Origin of the sequence: Clavibacter michiganensis (assembly GCF_016907085.1) — a bacterium.
In the GTDB taxonomy this organism is placed as follows: Bacteria; Actinomycetota; Actinomycetes; order Actinomycetales; family Microbacteriaceae; genus Clavibacter; species Clavibacter michiganensis_O.
Genome location: NZ_JAFBBJ010000001.1, coordinates 506,000 through 523,609, shown reverse-complemented (window position 1 = coordinate 523,609; position 17,610 = coordinate 506,000). Strand labels below are relative to the sequence as shown.

Annotated in this window: 12 protein-coding genes and 2 tRNA genes; 5 read left to right on the top strand and 9 right to left on the bottom strand. The window is 72.9% G+C overall.

From position 1 onward, the window contains the following. Positions 1-13: 13 nt before the first annotated feature. Positions 14-817, bottom strand: coding sequence for a methyltransferase domain-containing protein (locus tag JOE38_RS02380; protein WP_204574693.1), 804 nt, complete (start codon positions 815-817; stop codon positions 14-16). Between the two features lie 39 nt (positions 818-856). On the opposite strand from JOE38_RS02380, the gene JOE38_RS02375 reads away from it, so the two are divergent. Beyond that, positions 857-2,920 (top strand): M3 family metallopeptidase, encoded by a 2,064-nt coding sequence (locus JOE38_RS02375; RefSeq protein WP_204574692.1) that lies wholly within the window; start codon positions 857-859, stop codon positions 2,918-2,920. Between the two features lie 81 nt (positions 2,921-3,001). On the opposite strand, the gene clpX is transcribed toward JOE38_RS02375, so the two are convergent. After that, on the bottom strand, positions 3,002-4,282 hold the full coding sequence (clpX, locus tag JOE38_RS02370; protein WP_015490154.1) for an ATP-dependent Clp protease ATP-binding subunit ClpX: 1,281 nt from the start codon (positions 4,280-4,282) through the stop codon (positions 3,002-3,004). 168 nt (positions 4,283-4,450) lie between these two features. Between clpX and sfnG the strand changes: the two genes are divergently transcribed. Beyond that, the gene (gene sfnG, locus JOE38_RS02365; RefSeq protein WP_204574691.1) at positions 4,451-5,593 is read left to right on the top strand and encodes a dimethylsulfone monooxygenase SfnG; all 1,143 of its coding nucleotides are present in this window, start codon (positions 4,451-4,453) and stop codon (positions 5,591-5,593) included. 61 nt (positions 5,594-5,654) lie between these two features. Here the strand turns inward: sfnG and JOE38_RS02360 are convergent, their stop codons facing one another. The 4 genes from JOE38_RS02360 to JOE38_RS02345 all read right to left on the bottom strand — a co-directional run bounded on the left by JOE38_RS02360 (position 5,655) and on the right by JOE38_RS02345 (position 8,784). Next, positions 5,655-6,335 (bottom strand): ATP-dependent Clp protease proteolytic subunit, encoded by a 681-nt coding sequence (locus JOE38_RS02360; protein ID WP_012038151.1) that lies wholly within the window; start codon positions 6,333-6,335, stop codon positions 5,655-5,657. 35 nt (positions 6,336-6,370) lie between these two features. Then, complete coding sequence (locus JOE38_RS02355) at positions 6,371-6,958, bottom strand: ATP-dependent Clp protease proteolytic subunit (protein ID WP_012038150.1); 588 nt, start codon at positions 6,956-6,958, stop codon at positions 6,371-6,373. A 242-nt stretch (positions 6,959-7,200) separates the two neighbouring features. Continuing rightward, positions 7,201-8,643: a trigger factor gene (tig, locus tag JOE38_RS02350; protein ID WP_204574690.1), complete on the bottom strand. Its 1,443-nt coding sequence runs from the start codon at positions 8,641-8,643 to the stop codon at positions 7,201-7,203. A 65-nt stretch (positions 8,644-8,708) separates the two neighbouring features. Continuing rightward, positions 8,709-8,784: transfer RNA gene (locus JOE38_RS02345), tRNA-Pro, on the bottom strand. 191 nt (positions 8,785-8,975) lie between these two features. Here JOE38_RS02345 and JOE38_RS02340 point away from each other — a divergent pair. The 3 genes from JOE38_RS02340 (at position 8,976) to JOE38_RS02330 (ending at position 15,261) form a co-directional block, all read left to right on the top strand. Then, a tRNA-Gly gene (locus JOE38_RS02340) sits at positions 8,976-9,049 on the top strand. Positions 9,050-9,212: 163 nt separating this feature from the next. After that, positions 9,213-14,633 (top strand): SCO7613 C-terminal domain-containing membrane protein, encoded by a 5,421-nt coding sequence (locus JOE38_RS02335; RefSeq protein WP_204574689.1) that lies wholly within the window; start codon positions 9,213-9,215, stop codon positions 14,631-14,633. 142 nt (positions 14,634-14,775) lie between these two features. Then, a complete protein-coding gene (locus tag JOE38_RS02330; protein WP_012298871.1) occupies positions 14,776-15,261 on the top strand; it encodes a Dps family protein in 486 nt (161 codons plus the stop codon). A gap of 93 nt (positions 15,262-15,354) precedes the next feature. Here the strand turns inward: JOE38_RS02330 and JOE38_RS02325 are convergent, their stop codons facing one another. The 3 genes from JOE38_RS02325 to JOE38_RS02315 form a co-directional block, all read right to left on the bottom strand. Then, positions 15,355-16,344, bottom strand: a complete 990-nt coding sequence (locus JOE38_RS02325) for an Fpg/Nei family DNA glycosylase (protein ID WP_204574688.1) — start codon at positions 16,342-16,344, stop codon at positions 15,355-15,357. Positions 16,345-16,350: 6 nt separating this feature from the next. Beyond that, positions 16,351-16,839 carry a ribose-5-phosphate isomerase gene (locus JOE38_RS02320; protein ID WP_204574687.1) on the bottom strand — a complete coding sequence of 163 codons (489 nt, stop codon included), beginning with the start codon at positions 16,837-16,839 and terminating at the stop codon, positions 16,351-16,353. A 114-nt stretch (positions 16,840-16,953) separates the two neighbouring features. Beyond that, positions 16,954-17,580: a mycothiol-dependent nitroreductase Rv2466c family protein gene (locus tag JOE38_RS02315; protein ID WP_204574686.1), complete on the bottom strand. Its 627-nt coding sequence runs from the start codon at positions 17,578-17,580 to the stop codon at positions 16,954-16,956. Positions 17,581-17,610: the final 30 nt, after the last annotated feature.

The following is a 17,610-nucleotide window of genomic DNA, read 5'->3' as shown; positions in this document are numbered from 1 at the left end:
GCGCCGCCGCGCGTCACCGCCGGGCGAGGATCTCGCCGTGCGGCATCGCGAGGAAGCCGTCGTCGTCCGCGGCCCACTCCTGCCAGCCGGCGCGGATCGCCTGCAGGTCGTCGTCCGTCGCGAAGCCGCCCTCGCGCGCCTGGCCCGCGAACGACGAGGCGACAGCCCTGTCGGCCCACGCGCCGCCCCACCAGTCCCGCTCGTCGTCCGAGGAGAAGCACCACACCGACGCGCTCGACGCGATCTCGGTGAAGCCCGCCTGGCGCGCCCACGCCTTCAGGCGGGATCCCGCGTCGGGCTCGCCGCCGTTCGCGCGGTGCACGGGCAGGTACACGTCGGCCCACAGCCGCAGCCCGTCCGACTCGGGGAAGAGCGCGACCTTCGAGTAGATGACGTCGCGGGCCGCGACGAGACCGCCGGGACGCGTGACGCGGCGCATCTCCGCCAGCGCGCGGACGGGGTCGCCGACGTGCTGCAGCACCTGGTGCGCGTGCACGACGTCGAACGACGCGTCGGCGTAGGGCAGCTCGTAGACGGATCCCATGACGAACTCGACGTTCGACGTGCCGCGCGACGCCGCCAGCTCCGACGCCTGCCGCACGACCTCGTCCGACATGTCGATTCCCACGACGCGCCCTGGGGCGACGAGGTCGGCGAGCTCGACCGTGATGGTCCCGGGTCCGCTCCCGACGTCCAGCACGTCCAGCCCCGGTCGCAGGTGCGGCTCCAGGTAGGCGGCGGAGTTCCGGACGGTCCGCGCGCTGTGCACGCGGAGGACGCTCTCGTGGTGGCCATGGGTGTATCGCTCGATCTTCACCCTCCGAGCCTAGGTCGCCGCCCGGCCTAGGCTCGGAGTATGACGACGCCCCCGAACCCCTTCTTCGAACCGAGCACCCTCCCCTACGGCATGCCCCCCTTCGCCGAGATCCAGGAGGAGCACTTCCGTCCGGCGTTCGAGGCGGGCATCGCCGAGCACCTCGCGGAGGTGCGCGCCATCGCGGAGTCGACCGAGCCGCCGACGTTCGAGAACACGCTCGTCGCGCTCGAACGATCGGGCCGGATCCTCGACCGCGTCGGCCACGTCTTCTTCACCCTCACCTCGTCGGACAGCTCCCCCTTCACCCGCGAGCTCGAGGCGGAGATCGCCCCCGAGCTCGCCGCCCACGAGGACGCGATCCGCCTCGACTCCGCGCTCTACGCCCGCATCCGCGCCGTCCACGACGCGCGTCACGAGTCGGGCCTCGACGCCGAGTCCGTGTACCTCGTCGAGCGCTATCTGGCCGAGTTCACCATCGCGGGCGCGGGCCTCGGCGACGACGCGAAGGACCTGCTCCGCGACCTCAACCGCCGCCTGTCCGTCCTCACAACGCGCTTCGAGTCGAACCTGCTCGAGGACACCAACGACCTCGCCGTCGTGGTCGACGACGTGGCGGAGCTCGACGGCCTCGGGTCTGGTGCGATCGCGACGGCCGCGCAGGCCGCCGCCGACCGCGGGCTCGACGGGAAGCACCTCATCACCCTGGTGCTGCCGACCGGACACCCGTACCTGTCGCAGCTGACGGACCGCGGCCTCCGCCAGCGGATCATGGAGGCGTCCCTCGCCCGCGCGGCACGGGAGAACGACCACGACAACCGCCCGCTGGTGCTCGAGATCACCCGCCTCCGCGCCGAGCGCGCCGCCCTCCTCGGCTTCCCGAGCCACGCCGCCGCCGTCACCGCCGACCAGACGGCGCGCACGCCGCAGGCCGTCGCCGACATGCTCGGCCGCCTCGCCCCGGCCGCGGCCCGCAACGCCCGCGGCGAGGCCGTCGAGCTGCAGCGCGTGATCGACCGCACGCAGGAGGAGCGCGGCGAGCCGACGTTCGAGCTCGCCGCCTGGGACTGGGCGTTCTACAGCGAGAAGGTGCGCACGGAGCGCTACGACGTCGACACCGAGCGGATGCGCCCCTACCTCGAGGCGGAGCGCGTGCTGCGCGACGGCGTCTTCCGGGCGGCCACCGCGCTGTACGGCGTCACCTTCGCCGAGCGCGACGACATCGTCGCCTACCACGCGGACGCGCGCGTGTTCGAGGTGCGCGACGAGGACGGATCCCCCGTGGGTCTCTACGTGCTCGACCTCCACACGCGCGACTCGAAGCGCGGCGGCGCGTGGATGAACCCGCTCATCTCGCAGAGCGCCCTGCTCGACACGCCCACGGTCGTGCTCAACAACCTCAACGTGCCCAAGCCGCCCGCCGGCCAGCCCACGCTGCTCAGCTACGACGAGACGAACACGCTGTTCCACGAGTTCGGCCACGCGCTGCACGGCCTCTTCGCCCGCGTGACCTACCCGCGCTTCGCCGGCACGAACGTCTTCCGCGACTTCGTCGAGTTCCCCAGCCAGGTGAACGAGATGTGGATGCTCTGGCCCGAGATCCTCGCCTCCTACGCCGTGCACCACGAGACGGGCGAGCCGATGCCGGCGGAGCTCGTAGCCGCGGTCCAGGCGTCCAGCGCCTTCAACGAGGGCTTCCTCACGAGCGAGTACCTGGGCGCCGCGCTCCTCGACCAGGCCTGGCACCGGATCGGCGTCGCCGACCGGGTCGAGGACGTGGACGCGTTCCAGGCCGATGCGCTCGCCGCCGTCGGGCTCGACGTGCCGGCCGTCCTCCCCCGCTACGCGTCGAGCTACTTCCAGCACACCTTCGCGGGCGGCTACGACGCCGGCTACTACTCCTACATCTGGAGCGAGGTGCTGGACGCCGACACCGTCGAGTGGTTCCACGAGAACGGCGGCCTCACGCGAGCGAACGGCGACCGGTTCCGCGCGCGGCTCCTCGGCGTCGGCGGATCGAAGGACCCGCTGGAGGCGTACCGCGACTTCCGCGGTCGCGACGCTGTGATCGAGCCGCTGCTCGCGCGCCGGGGCCTCGCCGACTGATCCGGCCGCCCCACGACGAGAGCGCCGCGCCCCTCACGGGGTGCGGCGCTCTCGTCGTGCGGCGTCGGTGAGCAGTCCGGCTCAGGCGGACTTCTCCGCGCGCAGCATCGAGGCACGCGGCACGATGGTGGGCGCGGCGTTCTGCACGACCGACTCGCGCGTGATGACCACGCGACCCACCTCGTCGTCCGAGGGGATGTCGAACATGATCGGCCCGAGCACCTCCTCGAGGATGGCGCGGAGGCCACGCGCACCCGTCTGCCGCAGCACGGCCAGGTCGGCGATCGACTCCAGCGCGCCCTGCTCGAACTCCAGCTCCACGCCGTCGAGCTCGAACATGCGCTGGTACTGGCGCACGAGCGCGTTGCGCGGCTTGGTGAGAATCTCCATAAGCGCGCGCTGGTCGAGCTGGGTGACCGTGGTGACGACGGGGAGACGCCCGATGAACTCGGGGATGAGCCCGAACTTGTGCAGGTCCTCCGGCAGCACCTCGCCGAACACGTCGGCGTTGACGTCCTTGCGGTGCAGCGGGGCGCCGAAGCCGATGCCCTTCTTGCCCGCGCGCTGGCTGATGATGTCCTCGAGCCCGGCGAAGGCGCCCGCCACGATGAACAGCACGTTGGTCGTGTCGACCTGGATGAACTCCTGGTGCGGGTGCTTGCGGCCGCCCTGCGGCGGGACCGAGGCGACCGTGCCCTCGAGGATCTTCAGCAGCGCCTGCTGCACGCCCTCGCCCGACACGTCGCGCGTGATGCTCGGGTTCTCGGCCTTGCGCGCGATCTTGTCGACCTCGTCGATGTAGATGATCCCGGTCTCGGCGCGCTTCACGTCGTAGTCGGCGGCCTGGATGAGCTTGAGGAGGATGTTCTCCACGTCCTCGCCCACGTAGCCCGCCTCGGTGAGGGCCGTCGCGTCGGCGACCGCGAACGGCACGTTCAGCCGCTTCGCCAGCGTCTGCGCCAGGTACGTCTTGCCGCAGCCGGTGGGCCCGATGAGGAGGATGTTGCTCTTGGCGATCTCGATCTCGTCGCCCACGGTCTCCGCCGGCCCGATGGTGCTGACGGCCCGGACGCGCTTGTAGTGGTTGTAGACCGCGACGGACAGCGCGCGCTTGGCCGCCTCCTGCCCGATGACGTACTCGTCGAGGAAGCCGAAGATCTCCTTCGGCTTGGGCAGGTCGAACTCACCCGTCGTCTCCTCGCTGGCCTCGGCCAGGCGCTCCTCGATGATCTCGTTGCAGAGCTCCACGCACTCGTCACAGATGTAGACGCCCGGTCCCGCGATCAGCTGCTGGACCTGCTTCTGGCTCTTCCCGCAGAAGGAGCACTTGAGCAGATCCGCGCTCTCGCCGATGCGTGCCATGAATTCCTCCCCGGAAACCGTGCGATGTGGAACGAGCCTAACCCGAGCGCCCGACATCTTCCGGACCCCTGGGGGCGCGGCCCGTCGGAGGACCCGATGTGCGACACTCCGCCGTCACACGGCGCAACACGAGGGAACGCTCCCGGCTCCGTCGCCCACCATGTGCGCATGACAGACGACACCCATCCCGCATCCCCCGACGCGCTGTCCTTCGCCTACTGGGTCCCGAACGTCTCGGGCGGCCTCGTGACGAGCGACATCGAGCAGCGCACCCACTTCGACTTCGACTTCAACGTCCGCGTGGCGCAGCTCGCCGAGCGGCGTGGCTTCGACTACGCCCTGAGCCAGGTGCGGTACGCCGCGTCCTACGGCGCCGACCAGCAGCACGAGTCGACGTCGTTCTCGCTCGGCCTCCTGCTCGCGACCGAGCGGCTCAAGGTCATCGCCGCCGTGCACCCGGGGCTCTGGCACCCGGGCGTGCTGGCGAAGTGGATCATCACGGCCGACCACATGTCGCACGGGCGCACCGCCGTGAACGTCGTCTCCGGCTGGCTCAAGGACGAGTTCGTGGGCTTCGGCGAGCCGTGGCTCGAGCACGGGGAGCGCTACCGCCGCACCGAGGAGTTCATCCGCGTGCTCCGCGGCCTCTGGACGGAGAAGGAGTTCACGCACCTGGGCGACTTCTACCGGATCCACGACTTCACGCTGAAGCCGCCGCCCGTCGACGTGCCCGGCCGGGCGCACCCCGAGATCTTCATGGGCGGCAACAGCACGGACGCCCGCGAGATGGGCGGCCGCGTCACCGACTGGTACTTCTCCAACGGCAAGGACTTCGCCGGCTTCGAGGAGCAGCGCGCCGACGTCCTCGCATCGGCCCGCGCCGCCGGCCGCACCGAGCGGGTCAAGTTCGGCCTCAACGGCTTCGTCATCGCGCGCGACACCGAGCGGGAGGCGCAGGACGTGCTCGAGGAGATCATCGCCAAGGCGAACCCGGACGCCGTCGAGGGGTTCCGGCAGGCGGTGAAGCAGGCGGGAGCCTCCACCGGGGACGGCAAGGGGATGTGGTCCGACTCCACGTTCCGCGACCTCGTGCAGTACAACGACGGCTTCCGCACGGGCCTCATCGGCACGCCGGAGCAGATCGCGCGCCGCATGGTCGAGTACCGCAAGCGCGGGGTCGACCTGCTGCTCCTCGGATTCCTGCACTACCTCGAGGACATCGAGCGGTTCGGCACGCAGGTGCTGCCCATCGTGCGGGAGCTCGAGCGGGAGGCGATCGAGCGCGGCGAGCTGGAGGAACCGGCCGCCTGATCCACCGGGCACGCAGGAGGGGCGGTCGGCTGATGCCGACCGCCCCTCCGTCCGTGCGGGCCTAGCGGGCGGGGATGGCCGCCGTCAGGTTCTTGCGCGAGGTGAGCACCTGGTCGATGAGGCCGTACTCCAGCGCCTCGTCGGCGCCGAGGATCTTGTCGCGCTCGATGTCGCGGTTGATCTGGTCGCGGTCGCGGTTGGTGTGCTTCGCGAGCGTGTCCTCGAGCCAGGAGCGCATGCGCATGATCTCCGCCGCCTGGATCTCGATGTCGGACGCCTGGCCGCCGCTCGACTCGCCCGTGGCGGGCTGGTGGATGAGCACGCGGGCATTGGGGAGCGCGAGGCGCTTCCCGGGCGCGCCGCCGGCGAGCAGCACGGCCGCGGCGGAGGCCGCCTGACCGAGGCAGACCGTCTGGATCTGCGGCGAGACGTACTGCATGGTGTCGTAGATCGCCGTCATGGCCGTGAAGGAGCCGCCGGGCGAGTTGATGTACATGACGATGTCGCGGTCGGGGTCCATCGACTCGAGCACGAGCAGCTGGGCCATGACGTCGTCGGCCGACGCGTCGTCGACCTGCACGCCGAGGAAGATGATGCGGTCCTCGAAGAGCTTGGCGTAGGGGTCCTGGCGCTTGTACCCGTAGGCCGTGCGCTCCTCGAAGCTGGGGAGGATGTACCGCGACGACGGGCTCGTGGCGGTGGAGCCGGCGCCGCGGGCGCCGCCGAAGGTGGGGAGTTCCATGTTCTTCTTCTCTGCCTGTCTCTTCTGTCTGACGCTCAGGAGGTCTCGGTGCCGCCGCCGCCGACGACGTCGGTGGCGGACTCGCGGATGTGGTCGACGAAGCCGTACTCGAGGGCCTCCTGCGCCGTGAACCAGCGGTCGCGGTCGCCGTCTTCGTTGATCTGCTCGGCCGTCTTGCCGGTCTGGCCCGCGGTGATCTCGGCGAGGCGCTGCTTCATCGAGAGGATGAGCTGGGCCTGCGTCTGGATGTCGCTCGACGTGCCGCCGAAGCCGCCGTGGGGCTGGTGCAGCAGCACGCGGGCGTTCGGCGTGATGTAGCGCTTGCCCTTGGTGCCGCTCGTGAGGAGCAGCTGTCCCATGGACGCGGCCATGCCGATCCCGACGGTGACGATGTCGTTGGGGACGAACTGCATGGTGTCGTAGATGGCCATTCCCGCGGTGATGGAACCGCCGGGCGAGTTGATGTACAGGAAGATGTCCTTCTCGGAATCCTCCGCCGCCAGCAGCAGGATCTTCGCGCAGATCTCGTTCGCGTTGTCGTCGCGGACCTCGGATCCGAGCCAGATGATGCGGTCCTTCAGCAGTCGGTCAAAAACACCGGGTACCAGTGTCGGTTCGGCCATTGTTCGAGCTCCCATTCATTCGTCGCTTCGAGTCATGAATCTATCGGAGCGGATCCGCGCCGATGCCCGTGTTCGCCGCGGGCGGAGTGCACGGCCGCCGCGGGCGGAGCGCACGGCCGACGCGGGCGGAGCGCACGGCCGCCCCTCGCGCATCCGGCGGCCGCCGGACGCACGAGGGCCCGGGGAGCAGATGCTCCCCGGGCCCTCATGTCGCCGCTCGTCGAGACGGGCGGCCGCGGCGACTACTCGGAGTCGGCGGCCTTCTCGGCGGCCTTCTTCTTCGCGGGCGCCTTCTTCTTCGGCTTCTCGACGGGAGCCTCCTCGGCGGCGGTCTCCTCGGCGGGCGCGTCCTCGACGACGGCCTCGGCGTCCGCGTCGGCGGGCTCCTCGACCGCGGCGTCCGCGTCGCGCACGACGGGCTGCGTGAACTCGGTCACGTCGACGACCTTGCCGTCGGCGTCCACGACCTTCGCCTTGTCGAGCACGACCGCGAGGGCCTTGTTGCGCGCGACCTCGCCGACCATGGCGGGGATCTGGTTGTTCTGCTGCAGCACCTGGACGAACTCGTTGGGCTCCATGTTGTACTGCTGCGCGCCCTGGATGAGGTACTGGGTCAGCTCGTCCTGGCTGACCTTCAGCTCCTCCTTCTCGGCGATGACGTCGAGGAGCAGCTGCTGGCGGAAGGCCTTCTCGCTGGACTCCTTGACCTCGGCGCGGTGCACGTCGTCCTCGAGGCGGTTCTCGTTCTCGAGGTGGCGGTGGACCTCGTCCTCGACGAGCTTCTCGGGGACGGGGATCTCGACGGTCTCGAGGAGCTTGTCGACGATCTGGTCGCGCGCCTGGGTGACCTGGCCGAAGACCTTCGACTTGCCGACCTGGACCTTGAGGTCCGCGCGCAGCTCGTCGATGGTGTCGAACTCGCTGGCGATCTGCGCGAAGTCGTCGTCGGCCTCGGGCAGCTCGCGCTCCTTGACGGACTGGACGGTGACGGCGATCTCCGCGGTCTCGCCCTCGTTGTCGCCGCCGAGCAGCTTCGACTCGAAGGTGGTGCTCTCGCCGGCCGTGAGGGACTCGAGGGCCTCGTCGATGCCGTCGATGAGGTCGCCGGAGCCGAGCTCGTAGGAGATGCCGCTCGCGGTGTCGACGGCGTTGCCGGCGATGGTGGCGGTGAGGTCGATCTGGACGAAGTCGCCCGTCTTCGCGGGGCGGTCGACCGTGATCAGCGTGCCGAAGCGGCTGCGGAGGCTGTCGAGCTCGGTCGCGACCTCGTCGTCGGTGACCTCGACGGAGTCCACGGTGAGCTCGAGGCCCTCGTACGCGGGCAGGTCGAACTCGGGGCGGACGTCGACCTCGATCTCGAGGAGGAGGTCGCCGGTGAGGTCCTTGCCGGGCCACTCCTTGACGTCGGCCTCGGGGCGGCCGAGGGGACGGATGTCCGTCTCCTTGACGGCGGCCTGGTAGAAGCCGTCCATGCCGTCGTTGACGGCGTGCTCCAGGACGGCCTCGCGACCGACGCGCTGGTCGATGATGGGCGGCGGCACCTTGCCCTTGCGGAAGCCGGGGATCGCGACCTGCTCGGCGATGTGGCCGTATGCGTGGTCGATGTGCGGCTTCAGGTCTTCGGGGGTCGCAGAGATCGCGAGCTTGACGCGCGTGGGGCTCAGCTTTTCGACCGTGGTCTTCACGTGTGGAGTTCTCCTGTAATCGCGGTACGCGCCTCGGCTGAGACGGCATTTCGTCGTCGGGGATGTGGTCGGGGCGACAGGACTCGAACCTGCGGTCTTCCGCTCCCAAAGCGGACGCGCTAGCCACTACGCTACGCCCCGGCTGCCACGCATTCCCTCGGTCGAGGCGGGCGCCGTGCCCCTCTTCGTGCAGGCGCGCGGAAGCCGATCCGACCGTGGCACAGCCTATCCGACTCGTGCCCGCCGCTGGTCACCGGCGACGGGAGCCTGCGCTACGCTGGATCCCGCGCATCCGGAGCACGGCCCCTCGGGGGCGGTCGCACCGGCGTCGCGGGGATGTAGCTCAATGGTAGAGCCTCAGTCTTCCAAACTGATCACGCGGGTTCGATTCCCGTCATCCCCTCCATCTCGGTCCGCCGCCTCCCCGCGTCCCGTCCTCCCCAGCCCTGTCGCCAGGTCGTCCCTCCCCCGTTCGGGGCGGGCCCTCGTGTGCCGCCCGTCGGGCCGGATAGCGTCCTGGTCCGTGGATAGCCTGGGAGCTTCCGCAACGGGCGAGCTCGGGGGGCTGCATGGTCGAGGACGACGCACGGGCATCGTGGATCCGGGCGCAGCCCTGGGCCGCACGACCCCACGACCTCCTGCGCACGGAGCTCTGCCCGGCCTGCTTCGCGCCGCTGGGCGCGCTCGTCTGCGGGCGATGCGGGCTCGACGTCCGAGCGCCCGACGCCGCCGCCGTCCTCGACGCGTCGCGCCGCGTGGTCGACGCGATCGCCGAGCGGGAGCACCTCCTCGAGGCGATGCGACGGTGGAGCGAGCCGGTGGCGGGCGCCCGAGAGGCCGCGGTCGTCGCACCTGCCCCTCGGGGCACCCCGGCCGCGTCCGTTCCCGCGCTCACGGGCGCCCTTCCCCTGGCGACGACCGCCGCCGCCGAGCCGGGGACCATGGCCGTCGCCGCGACGCCCGCGCCATCGCCGGCTGCGCCCCGACCTCAGCAGGGGCCCATCCGCATCCCGCCTCCCGTTCCTCCGGCAGCCGCGGCGCCCCGGCGCCGCATCAGCGTCCCGGCCGTGCTGCTCGCCATCGGCGTGGTCCTGCTCTCCGTGGCGGCCGTCTTCTACGTCGTCTACGCCTTCGTCACCTACGGGCTGGTCGTCCGGGCCGCGATCACGGCGGCCGTCACCCTGGCGGCGCTCGCGGCGGCGGCGATCCTCGCCCGGCGTCGGCTGCCCGGCACCGCCGAGGCCGTGGGCGTGGTGGGCGTGGTGCTGCTGCACCTCGACGTCTGGGCCGTGCGGTCCTACGACCTGGCGGGAGCGGCCTCGAACGACCCGTTCGTCCACTTCGGCATCGGGACGCTCGTCGTCTCCGCGGCGCTCCTCGCGCTCCGGCCTCTCCTCCGGATCCGCGCCGCGGGCATCGCCGGATGGGCCGGACTCACCGTCGCCGCCGGCCTCCTCGTCGGCGCCGTGCCGTCAGCGGATGCCGGGACCCGCACCGCGCTCGCCCTGGCGGCCGCCTCGGCCGTGGCCCTCGTCCACGCGGCGCCCCGATCACGTGCGGTCACCCTGCCCGACCCGCTCGAGCGTGGGATCCTCCGGGTCGTCGGCGTGACCGCCGCGACCGCCGCCCTCGTGGCGGGCGCCGCCAGCGCGCTCGCCCCCGACGCGGTCCCGGTGCTCCCCCTCCTCGTCGCGGCCGTCGCCAGCGGCGCGCACGCCTGGGCGCTCGCCCGGCCCGCGGTCTCCGGGGACCCCGGCGGTGAGCTCGGCGTCGATGACGTGGATCCCGTCACCGCTCCGCCCGCGGACGCCGTCCACGTGCACCTGCCGTCGGCGGAGCACGGCGGCGACCCGGACGCGGTGCACGCCGCGACCTTCTCGGCCCCGACGTCGACGGCGTCCCCGTCGGATCCGCTCCGCATGCTCGCCGCGATCGTCGCGGGCGTGGGAGCCTCGGCTGCCCTGCCGGTGACGGCGCTCACGGGCGGGCCGGCGCTGCTCACGTTCTGCGCGCAGCTCGTGGCGGCGGCGTTCGCGGCTGCCGTCCTCGACGTGGCCGCTCGACGGCTGCCCGACGCCGCCGCGGCCGGCACCGCGCGCATCGCCGCCATCGCGGCCCTGCTCGTCGCCGTCATCGCGGCGCTGCCCGCCGCGATCGCCGGCCTCGGGGGGATCGCTGCCGCCCTGGTCGTCGGCCTCCCCGCATGGGAGCGGGGTCCGCTCGACGATCCGCTGGTCGTCCTCGGCCGGTCGAGCGACGTCGCCGATCTGCCCGGGGACGTCCGCGCCGCGGCTCTCGGCATCGCCCTCGTCTGGATCGTCGCGGTGGTCGGCGCCCTCGCGGGCCGACGCCTCGGGGAACGACGGAGCCTCCTCGCCTGGAGCGGTGCCGCGACGCTCATCGCCGTCCTCCCCGCCCTCGGTCCCGTGTCCGTCGTGGTCGCCGCTTCCCTCATCGCCTCCGCCGCAGCTCTAGCCTGGCGCCTCTCATCCCGCCGGACGCCCGGCCCCGCCGTGATCCCCGCTGGCCCGCTCATCGCGTCGTCCCTCGCGACCGGCGCCCTCGCCGGGGCTGCGTCCTGGGCGAGCACGAGCACATGGTGGGCGGCCACGCCGGTCGTCATGCTGCTCCTCGTCGCCGGATCGCGTACCGCGCGCGCCGACGCCGCGGCCCGCCTCGCGACGGCCGGCGCCGCGCTCGTGGGCCTCGTCGCCGCGGGCGGCCTCGGCCCGTCCCTCACCTCGGCGCGCGTCATCGGCGACACGCCCGTGACGAGCGCGCTCGACGCGGCCGCGGACCCCGTCGTCCTCCTCCTGCTGGCATCGGGGCTGATGATCCTCGTCGCCGGCGTGCTGCCCGGGCGCCCGGGCGTGCGGAGGCGCGCCCTGCTCGCGACGCTCCTGCTCCCCGCGTGCATCACGGCCCTGCCGGTCGCGATCGTCGGGGCGGATCGGGTCGGCGGTGTGCTGACGGGCTCACCCGTCTGGTCCATCGCGGCGCAGGTGATCCTCGTCGCGGGGCTCGTGGCCTGGACCCGCGGCGGCGCGCGACGCGTCGGGCTGCCCACGCGGGCGCCGCGCGGGGACGAGGAGGCTGCCGCCGCGCGGGCGCCGGGGACCACGGCGCTTCGTCGCTGGCGTCTCACGACCGCCGCCCTCGTGGCTCCGACGCTGCTGCTCGCGATCCTGACCGCCGGTGCCCTGGTCGATCGCGGCGCCGCACCCCACGGCGTCCTCCCCGCCGTGGTCGGCCTCCTCGTGGCCATCGCGGCCCTCCTCGCCTACCGACACGCGTCCCGGGCGCTGCGCGTCGCCCTCGACGTCGGCTCGGCCGCGGTGTCGACCGGGGCTCTGCTCGTCGCCGCCTCCTCGGACCCGACGCGCGAGGGGCGTGAGCTCCTGTGGATCCCGCTGCTCCTGCTCTCCGCAACGGCGCTCGTCCTCTCGGTCGCCCGCGACGGGCTGCTCCTGTCCCGGAGCGCCCGCCGTGCCTGGGGCTGGACGGCGCTCGCCACGGGGATCGCGGCGGTGTGGTCGCGGCTGCTGGCCACCGGGAACTCCTCGTCGGAGGCGTACTGGCTGCCGGTCGCGGGTGCGCTGCTCCTCCTCGCCGCGCTCATCCACCGAGCGGCGGTGCGCGCCGACGGAGACGGGACGGGGTCGTCGCTCGGGCCACGGGTGCGCAGGGGCGTCACGGCGCTGACGCTCGCGGGCATCCTCACGGCCGTCCTCCCCCTCGCCGCCGTCGGTCGTCCCGACGACGTGCTCCGTCCCTACCTCCTGACCGCCATCTGCGCAGCCCTGGCCCTGGGCGGCGCTGCGGTGCTGCGTCGCGCGGCGTCCCCCGTCCGTCCGCTGCTGCACGCCGTCGTGATCGGCGGGGGAATCGGCCTCCTGGTCGTCGGCGGCACGCGCGCGCTGCGCCTGGCCGGGGGCGACGTCGGCCGCCAGCCGGCCGTCGACCTCCAGCTGACGATCACGGCGGTGCTGCTCGTCGCGATCGGCGCGCTCGTCCTCCGCGGCGCGCGGGGCCCCGCGGATGCGCGCATCGCCGGATCCGCGTGGGCGGGTACGACCGCGCTCGTCGCAATCGTGCTGTCCGCGTCCGTCGGCTCCGGCGATGGCGTCGTCCGTCCGCTCGTCGCGAGCGTCGCCCTCGTGGCGGGAGCCGGTGCGCTGCTCGTGCTCCGATCCGTGCACCGGGGCGTGCTCGCCGCCTCCGCTGCGGGAGCGCTGCTCGGAGCGGTGGTGGTGGCGTTCCTCGCCTGGCGCGGCGGGTACGTGTCCGTCGACGCCGCCGCACTGGCCGTCCCGGCCATCGTCGCCGTGCTCGTCGCGGGGGTGGGTTCCGCCGACCGCCTCCGGAATCGGGCGGCGGTCCCCGCAGGCTCGTCCTGGCCGGGCGCCGGGCTCCTCCGACACTCCGCCGACGTGGCGACGGGCGTGCTCGTGGCCGGGACCGTCGCGGTCGGCGCGGCCGCCGATGCCGCGGGGCTCCCCGTCGCCCTGCTCCTCTCCGGGGTGGCCGTGCTCATCGCGTCGATGACGCCGGGGCAGCGCCAGAGGCGCCAGGTGGGCTGGATCGCCCTCGTCCTCGGCTCCGCGGCGCTGTGGCTGACGCTCGGCCGCGGTCGTGTCGACGCCGTCGAGCCCTACGTCCTGCCTCCGGCCGGCGTGATGCTCGTGGTGGCCGCGCTCCTCCAGAGGGGGATCCCCGGCCACCGTCGCGACGCGTCGCCGCTCCCCGCCGGGGCGTCCGGGGCGGCGCCCGTCCTCCTCGGCGCCCTTCTCCTGGCCGCCCTGCCGACGTCCGTCGCCTCGTGGACGGGGACGCCCGTCCGTCCGCTCGTCCTGGGGATCGCGGCCGCCGTCGTGTTGCTCCTCTGCGCCGCCGGCCTCCGCGGCGCCAGCTCGGCGTCGCCGACACGACCCCTCCTCCTGGCGACCGCGGCGGCGTCCGGGCTCACGGTGCCGCTCGTCGGCTTCGGGAGGGCCGTCGCCCAGCTGGACGCCTCCGAGCCAGCCTCCTTCGTGAGAACCGACCTCGGGACGCTCGTGACCGCCGCGATCCTCGTGCTCGCCGTCGGCCTCCTGCCCGCACTCCCGCAGGCGTTGCCCGGCACCCGCACGGACGCGCGACGAGAGACGACCCACCCGGCCGAGCCCGCCGCGGACCGAGCCGCACCCGCGAGCGAACCCCTCGGCGCGCGTGCCACCGAGGACGCCCTGCTCCGAGCGGCGTCCCGAGCCGCCGTGCTGGTCGCGCTGCTCGGGGCGGGAGCCGTGGGCACCGCGGGGATCCTCCGTGCCCATGCCGAGCGGATGCCCGATGCCGGACCGCGCGCCGCCCTCGTCGTGGGCCTGATCGCCGCCCTCCACGTCGTCTGCTCGGGATCGGCGCGCATGACGGCGCGCGTTCCGGCGGAGACGGAGGTGGACTCGTCGAGGAGCCGCCTCCCCGCCGCTCCCCTGCTGCAGGACCGCGTCCTCGCGATCGCGGCACTGGTCGTCGGCGGGCTGGTCGCCGCGGTGCTGATCGCGACCGGCGCCGCGGATCCGGTGGAGACCGTCACGGTGCCCATCGCCGCGGGGCTCCTCGTGGTCGGAGGTCGACGCCTGATCCGCGACGCGTCCGCCGGGAGCATGCGCCACCTGGCTCCGGGGCTCCTCGTCCTGCTCCTCCCGCCGCTCCTCGCCGACCTCGGCCCCAGCCCGGCGTGGCGCATCGTGAGCCTCGGCGTCCTCGCGCTGGCGACGCTGCTGATGGGAGCGCGCCTGAAGCTCCGGGCGCCCTTCCTCATCGGCGGCGGCGTCCTCCTCGTGCACGCGATCGCCCAGCTCTGGCCGTGGATCCGCGAGGCCTCGGTGACCGTCCCCTGGTGGGCGTGGGCGGGCATCGGCGGCGTCACCCTCATCGCGGTCGCGGCCCGCTACGAGCGCCGGATCCGGGACGTGAAGGAGGTGGCCGCACGCGTCTCCGCGCTCCGCTGACCGAGGATCGAGCCGGCTCCGGGGCCCGGATGCGACCCGGTAAGCCATGCCTCAGCTTGCTTGCGGGCAGCCGCGGGATGCGCGAGATTGGCGGCATCGTCCGCAGCCCGCAGACCCGTCCAGCCGCTCGAGGAGAGAACCCATGACCGACACCGTCCACGTCCCCACCAGCTCCGCATCGGCCGACGTCGCCGCCGGCGTCGCGCAGTTCCTCAGCCCCGTCGTCGTCAACCTCCAGGCCCTCGCCGTCAACGGCAAGCAGGCGCACTGGCACGTCCGCGGCGCGAACTTCATCGGCGTGCACGAGTTCCTCGACGTCCTCGTCTCCCACGCGCAGGGGTGGGCCGACACCGCCGCCGAGCGCGTCGTCGCCCTCGGCCTCCCTATCGACGCGCGCATCGAGACCGTCGCCGCGTCCACCACGACCGCGGCCCTCACGCCCGGCTTCCGCCCGTCGAGCGCCACCATCGCGGAGGTCATCGCGCAGATCGACGCCACGATGGAGCTCGTCAACCGCGCCGTGCAGGAGCTCGGCGAGATCGACGTCAACAGCCAGGACGTCGCCATCGAGATCGCCCGCGGGCTCGAGAAGGACCGCTGGTTCCTCTTCGCCCACATCAGCGAGTAGATCCCGGCAGCCGCCGCGACGGTCGAGGGGCCCGGATCCGATCGGATCCGGGCCCCTTCGTCGTGCGGTCGCCTGGCCAGTCCGCGTCGCGCGTCACGCCTGGCAGTACGGGCACCAGTACAGCTTCCGACCGGCGGCCTCCTCCATGACGATGTTCGTGCCGCACACCCGGCACGGCAGACCCTCGCGGTGGTAGACCCAGTGCCGGTCCGCGCGGTGGCGGAGCGCGGCGTCGAGCTTCTTGCCTCGCAGGCCGTCCATGGTCATCATCTGGCCGACCTCGACGCCCTTGCGCAGGAGCTTCGACCAGTCCTTCCACAGCCCGCGGACGACGTCCTCGGGCACGTCGCGTCCCGGCGTGTGCGGGTTCTGCCGTGCGCGGAACAGCAGCTCGGCGCGGTAGACGTTGCCGATCCCGCTGACCACGGACTGGTCCATGAGCAGCAGGCCGATCGCCGTCGGCTTCTTCCGCACCGTCGCCGTGAAGCGGTCCTCGGAGCGCTTGCCGCCGTCGACGAGGGGATCCGGTCCCAGCTTGTCGATGGCCTGCCGCACCTCCTCGGGGCTCGCGACGACGCACGCGGTGGGGCCGCGCAGATCCGCTACGGCGTGCTCGGTGAGGAGCCGCACGCGCACCTGGCCCACGGGCTCCGGCGGCCACGCGTCGGAGGAGAACGGGTCGTGCACCTTCTCCTGCTCGGCCATGCGGAGGCGCGCGCGCCGGGGCGCCCCGATGCTCGCGAGGGAGTCCTCCGCGTCGGCGTCGACGGGAGCGTCGTCGACGCGGTCGTCGACGGGTACATCGCCGCGCATCCCGTTCTGCCCCATCCGGTTGAGCGTCGAGACATCGCCCGCGAAGTCCCACGCACCGTAGAGGCCGAGGTGCACGCGCAGCCAGACGTCGCCGTCGAACTCGAGGAACATCTGCTTGCCCACGGCCTTCGCGGCGAGGAGCCGGCGGCCATCGAGGACGGGCGCGCCCTCCGCGAAGCGACCCTGCGGGGAGGACGCCTGCACGACGTCGCCCACGAAGTGCGCCTCGAACTGCTTCGCGATCCGGTGGATCGAATGCCCCTCGGGCACGGCGGCCTAGTCGGTGACGGGGTGACCGGCGATGGCCCCCGTCGTCTCGTACTCGGCGAGCTGCGCGATGCGGCGCGCGTGTCGCTCCTCTGCGGAGAACGGCTCCGCGATGAACGCGTCGATGAAGGCCGTGGCCTCCTCGACGGTGTGCTGGCGGGCGCCGATGGAGATCACGTTGGCGTCGTTGTGCTGGCGGGCGAGCACGGCCGTCGAGAGGTTCCAGACGAGCGCCGCGCGCACGCCATCGACCTTGTTCGCGGCGATCTGCTCGCCGTTGCCGGATCCGCCGAACACCACGCCGAGCGCGGCCGTGCCCGCGCGCTGGTCGGCGACGACGGCACGCGCAGCGCGGATGCAGAACGAGGGGTAGTCGTCGAGCGGGTCGTACGAGGTGGGCCCGTGGTCGACGACGTCGTGCCCCGCGGCGCCCAGGTGCTCGGCGAGGAACCTCGAGAAGTCGAGTCCCGCGTGGTCGGTCGCGATGTGGATGCGCATCGTGCACTCCTCCTGCCGCGCAGGCGGCGTCGTGCCCGCGGCGCGGGCGGTGCCGGGCGCGCCGCGGCCGGGCATCCGCGGACGCCCGGCCGCCGCGCACGCGACGGGAAAGGGTCAGTCGAAGATCGGGCCCACGGTGCGCGAGCGCTTGATCTCGAAGAAGCCCGGGTAGGCGGCGACGGCGACGACGCCGTCCCACAGCTTGACGGCCTCCTCGCCCTTCGGCGCCGGCGAGATGACGGGACCGAAGAACGCGACGCCGTCGACCGCGATGACGGGCGTGCCGACGTCCTGGCCGACGCGCTCGATGCCGTCGAAGTGGCTGGCGCGCATGGGCTCGTCGTAGCGGTCGGTGCGGCTCGTCTCGGCGAGCTCCGCGGGGAGGCCGAGCTCCGCGAGCACCTCGGGGATCACGACGTCGGCGTCCTTCTGGTCGCGGAGGTGGATCCGCGTGCCGAGGGCGTCGTAGAGCGGCTTGACGTGCTCGGCGCCGTGCTCGGCCTCGACCGCGGCGACGAGGCGCGTGAACCGGAGGGCGCGCGGGAGGAAGGCGGCGAAGTTCGGGTCGTCGGCCTTGTCCTCGTTGAGGACGGCGAGGCTCATGACGCGCCAGGTGATGTCGAGGTCGCGGTGGCGGGCGACCTCGTCGACCCAGCGGGAGGTCATCCACGCCCAGGGGCAGGACGGGTCGAACCAGAACTCGACGGCGGTGGTGCGGGGGGTGCTCTGAACGTCGGACATGCCGCAAGCCTAGGTCAGCCGACGCAATAG

Bases quoted from the DNA above. Each gene is read 5' to 3' on its own strand.
- JOE38_RS02355 (WP_012038150.1), bottom strand. From the start codon at position 6,958: ATGGCCGAACCGACACTGGTACCCGGTGTTTTTGACCGACTGCTGAAG.
- JOE38_RS02330 (WP_012298871.1), top strand. From the start codon at position 14,776: ATGACCGACACCGTCCACGTCCCCACCAGCTCCGCATCGGCCGACGTC.
- JOE38_RS02360 (WP_012038151.1), bottom strand. From the start codon at position 6,335: ATGGAACTCCCCACCTTCGGCGGCGCCCGCGGCGCCGGCTCCACCGCC.
- JOE38_RS02375 (WP_204574692.1), top strand. From the start codon at position 857: ATGACGACGCCCCCGAACCCCTTCTTCGAACCGAGCACCCTCCCCTAC.
- JOE38_RS02315 (WP_204574686.1), bottom strand. From the start codon at position 17,580: ATGTCCGACGTTCAGAGCACCCCCCGCACCACCGCCGTCGAGTTCTGG.
- JOE38_RS02335 (WP_204574689.1), top strand. From the start codon at position 9,213: ATGGTCGAGGACGACGCACGGGCATCGTGGATCCGGGCGCAGCCCTGG.
- JOE38_RS02320 (WP_204574687.1), bottom strand. From the start codon at position 16,839: ATGCGCATCCACATCGCGACCGACCACGCGGGACTCGACTTCTCGAGG.
- clpX (WP_015490154.1), bottom strand. From the start codon at position 4,282: ATGGCACGCATCGGCGAGAGCGCGGATCTGCTCAAGTGCTCCTTCTGC.
- sfnG (WP_204574691.1), top strand. From the start codon at position 4,451: ATGACAGACGACACCCATCCCGCATCCCCCGACGCGCTGTCCTTCGCC.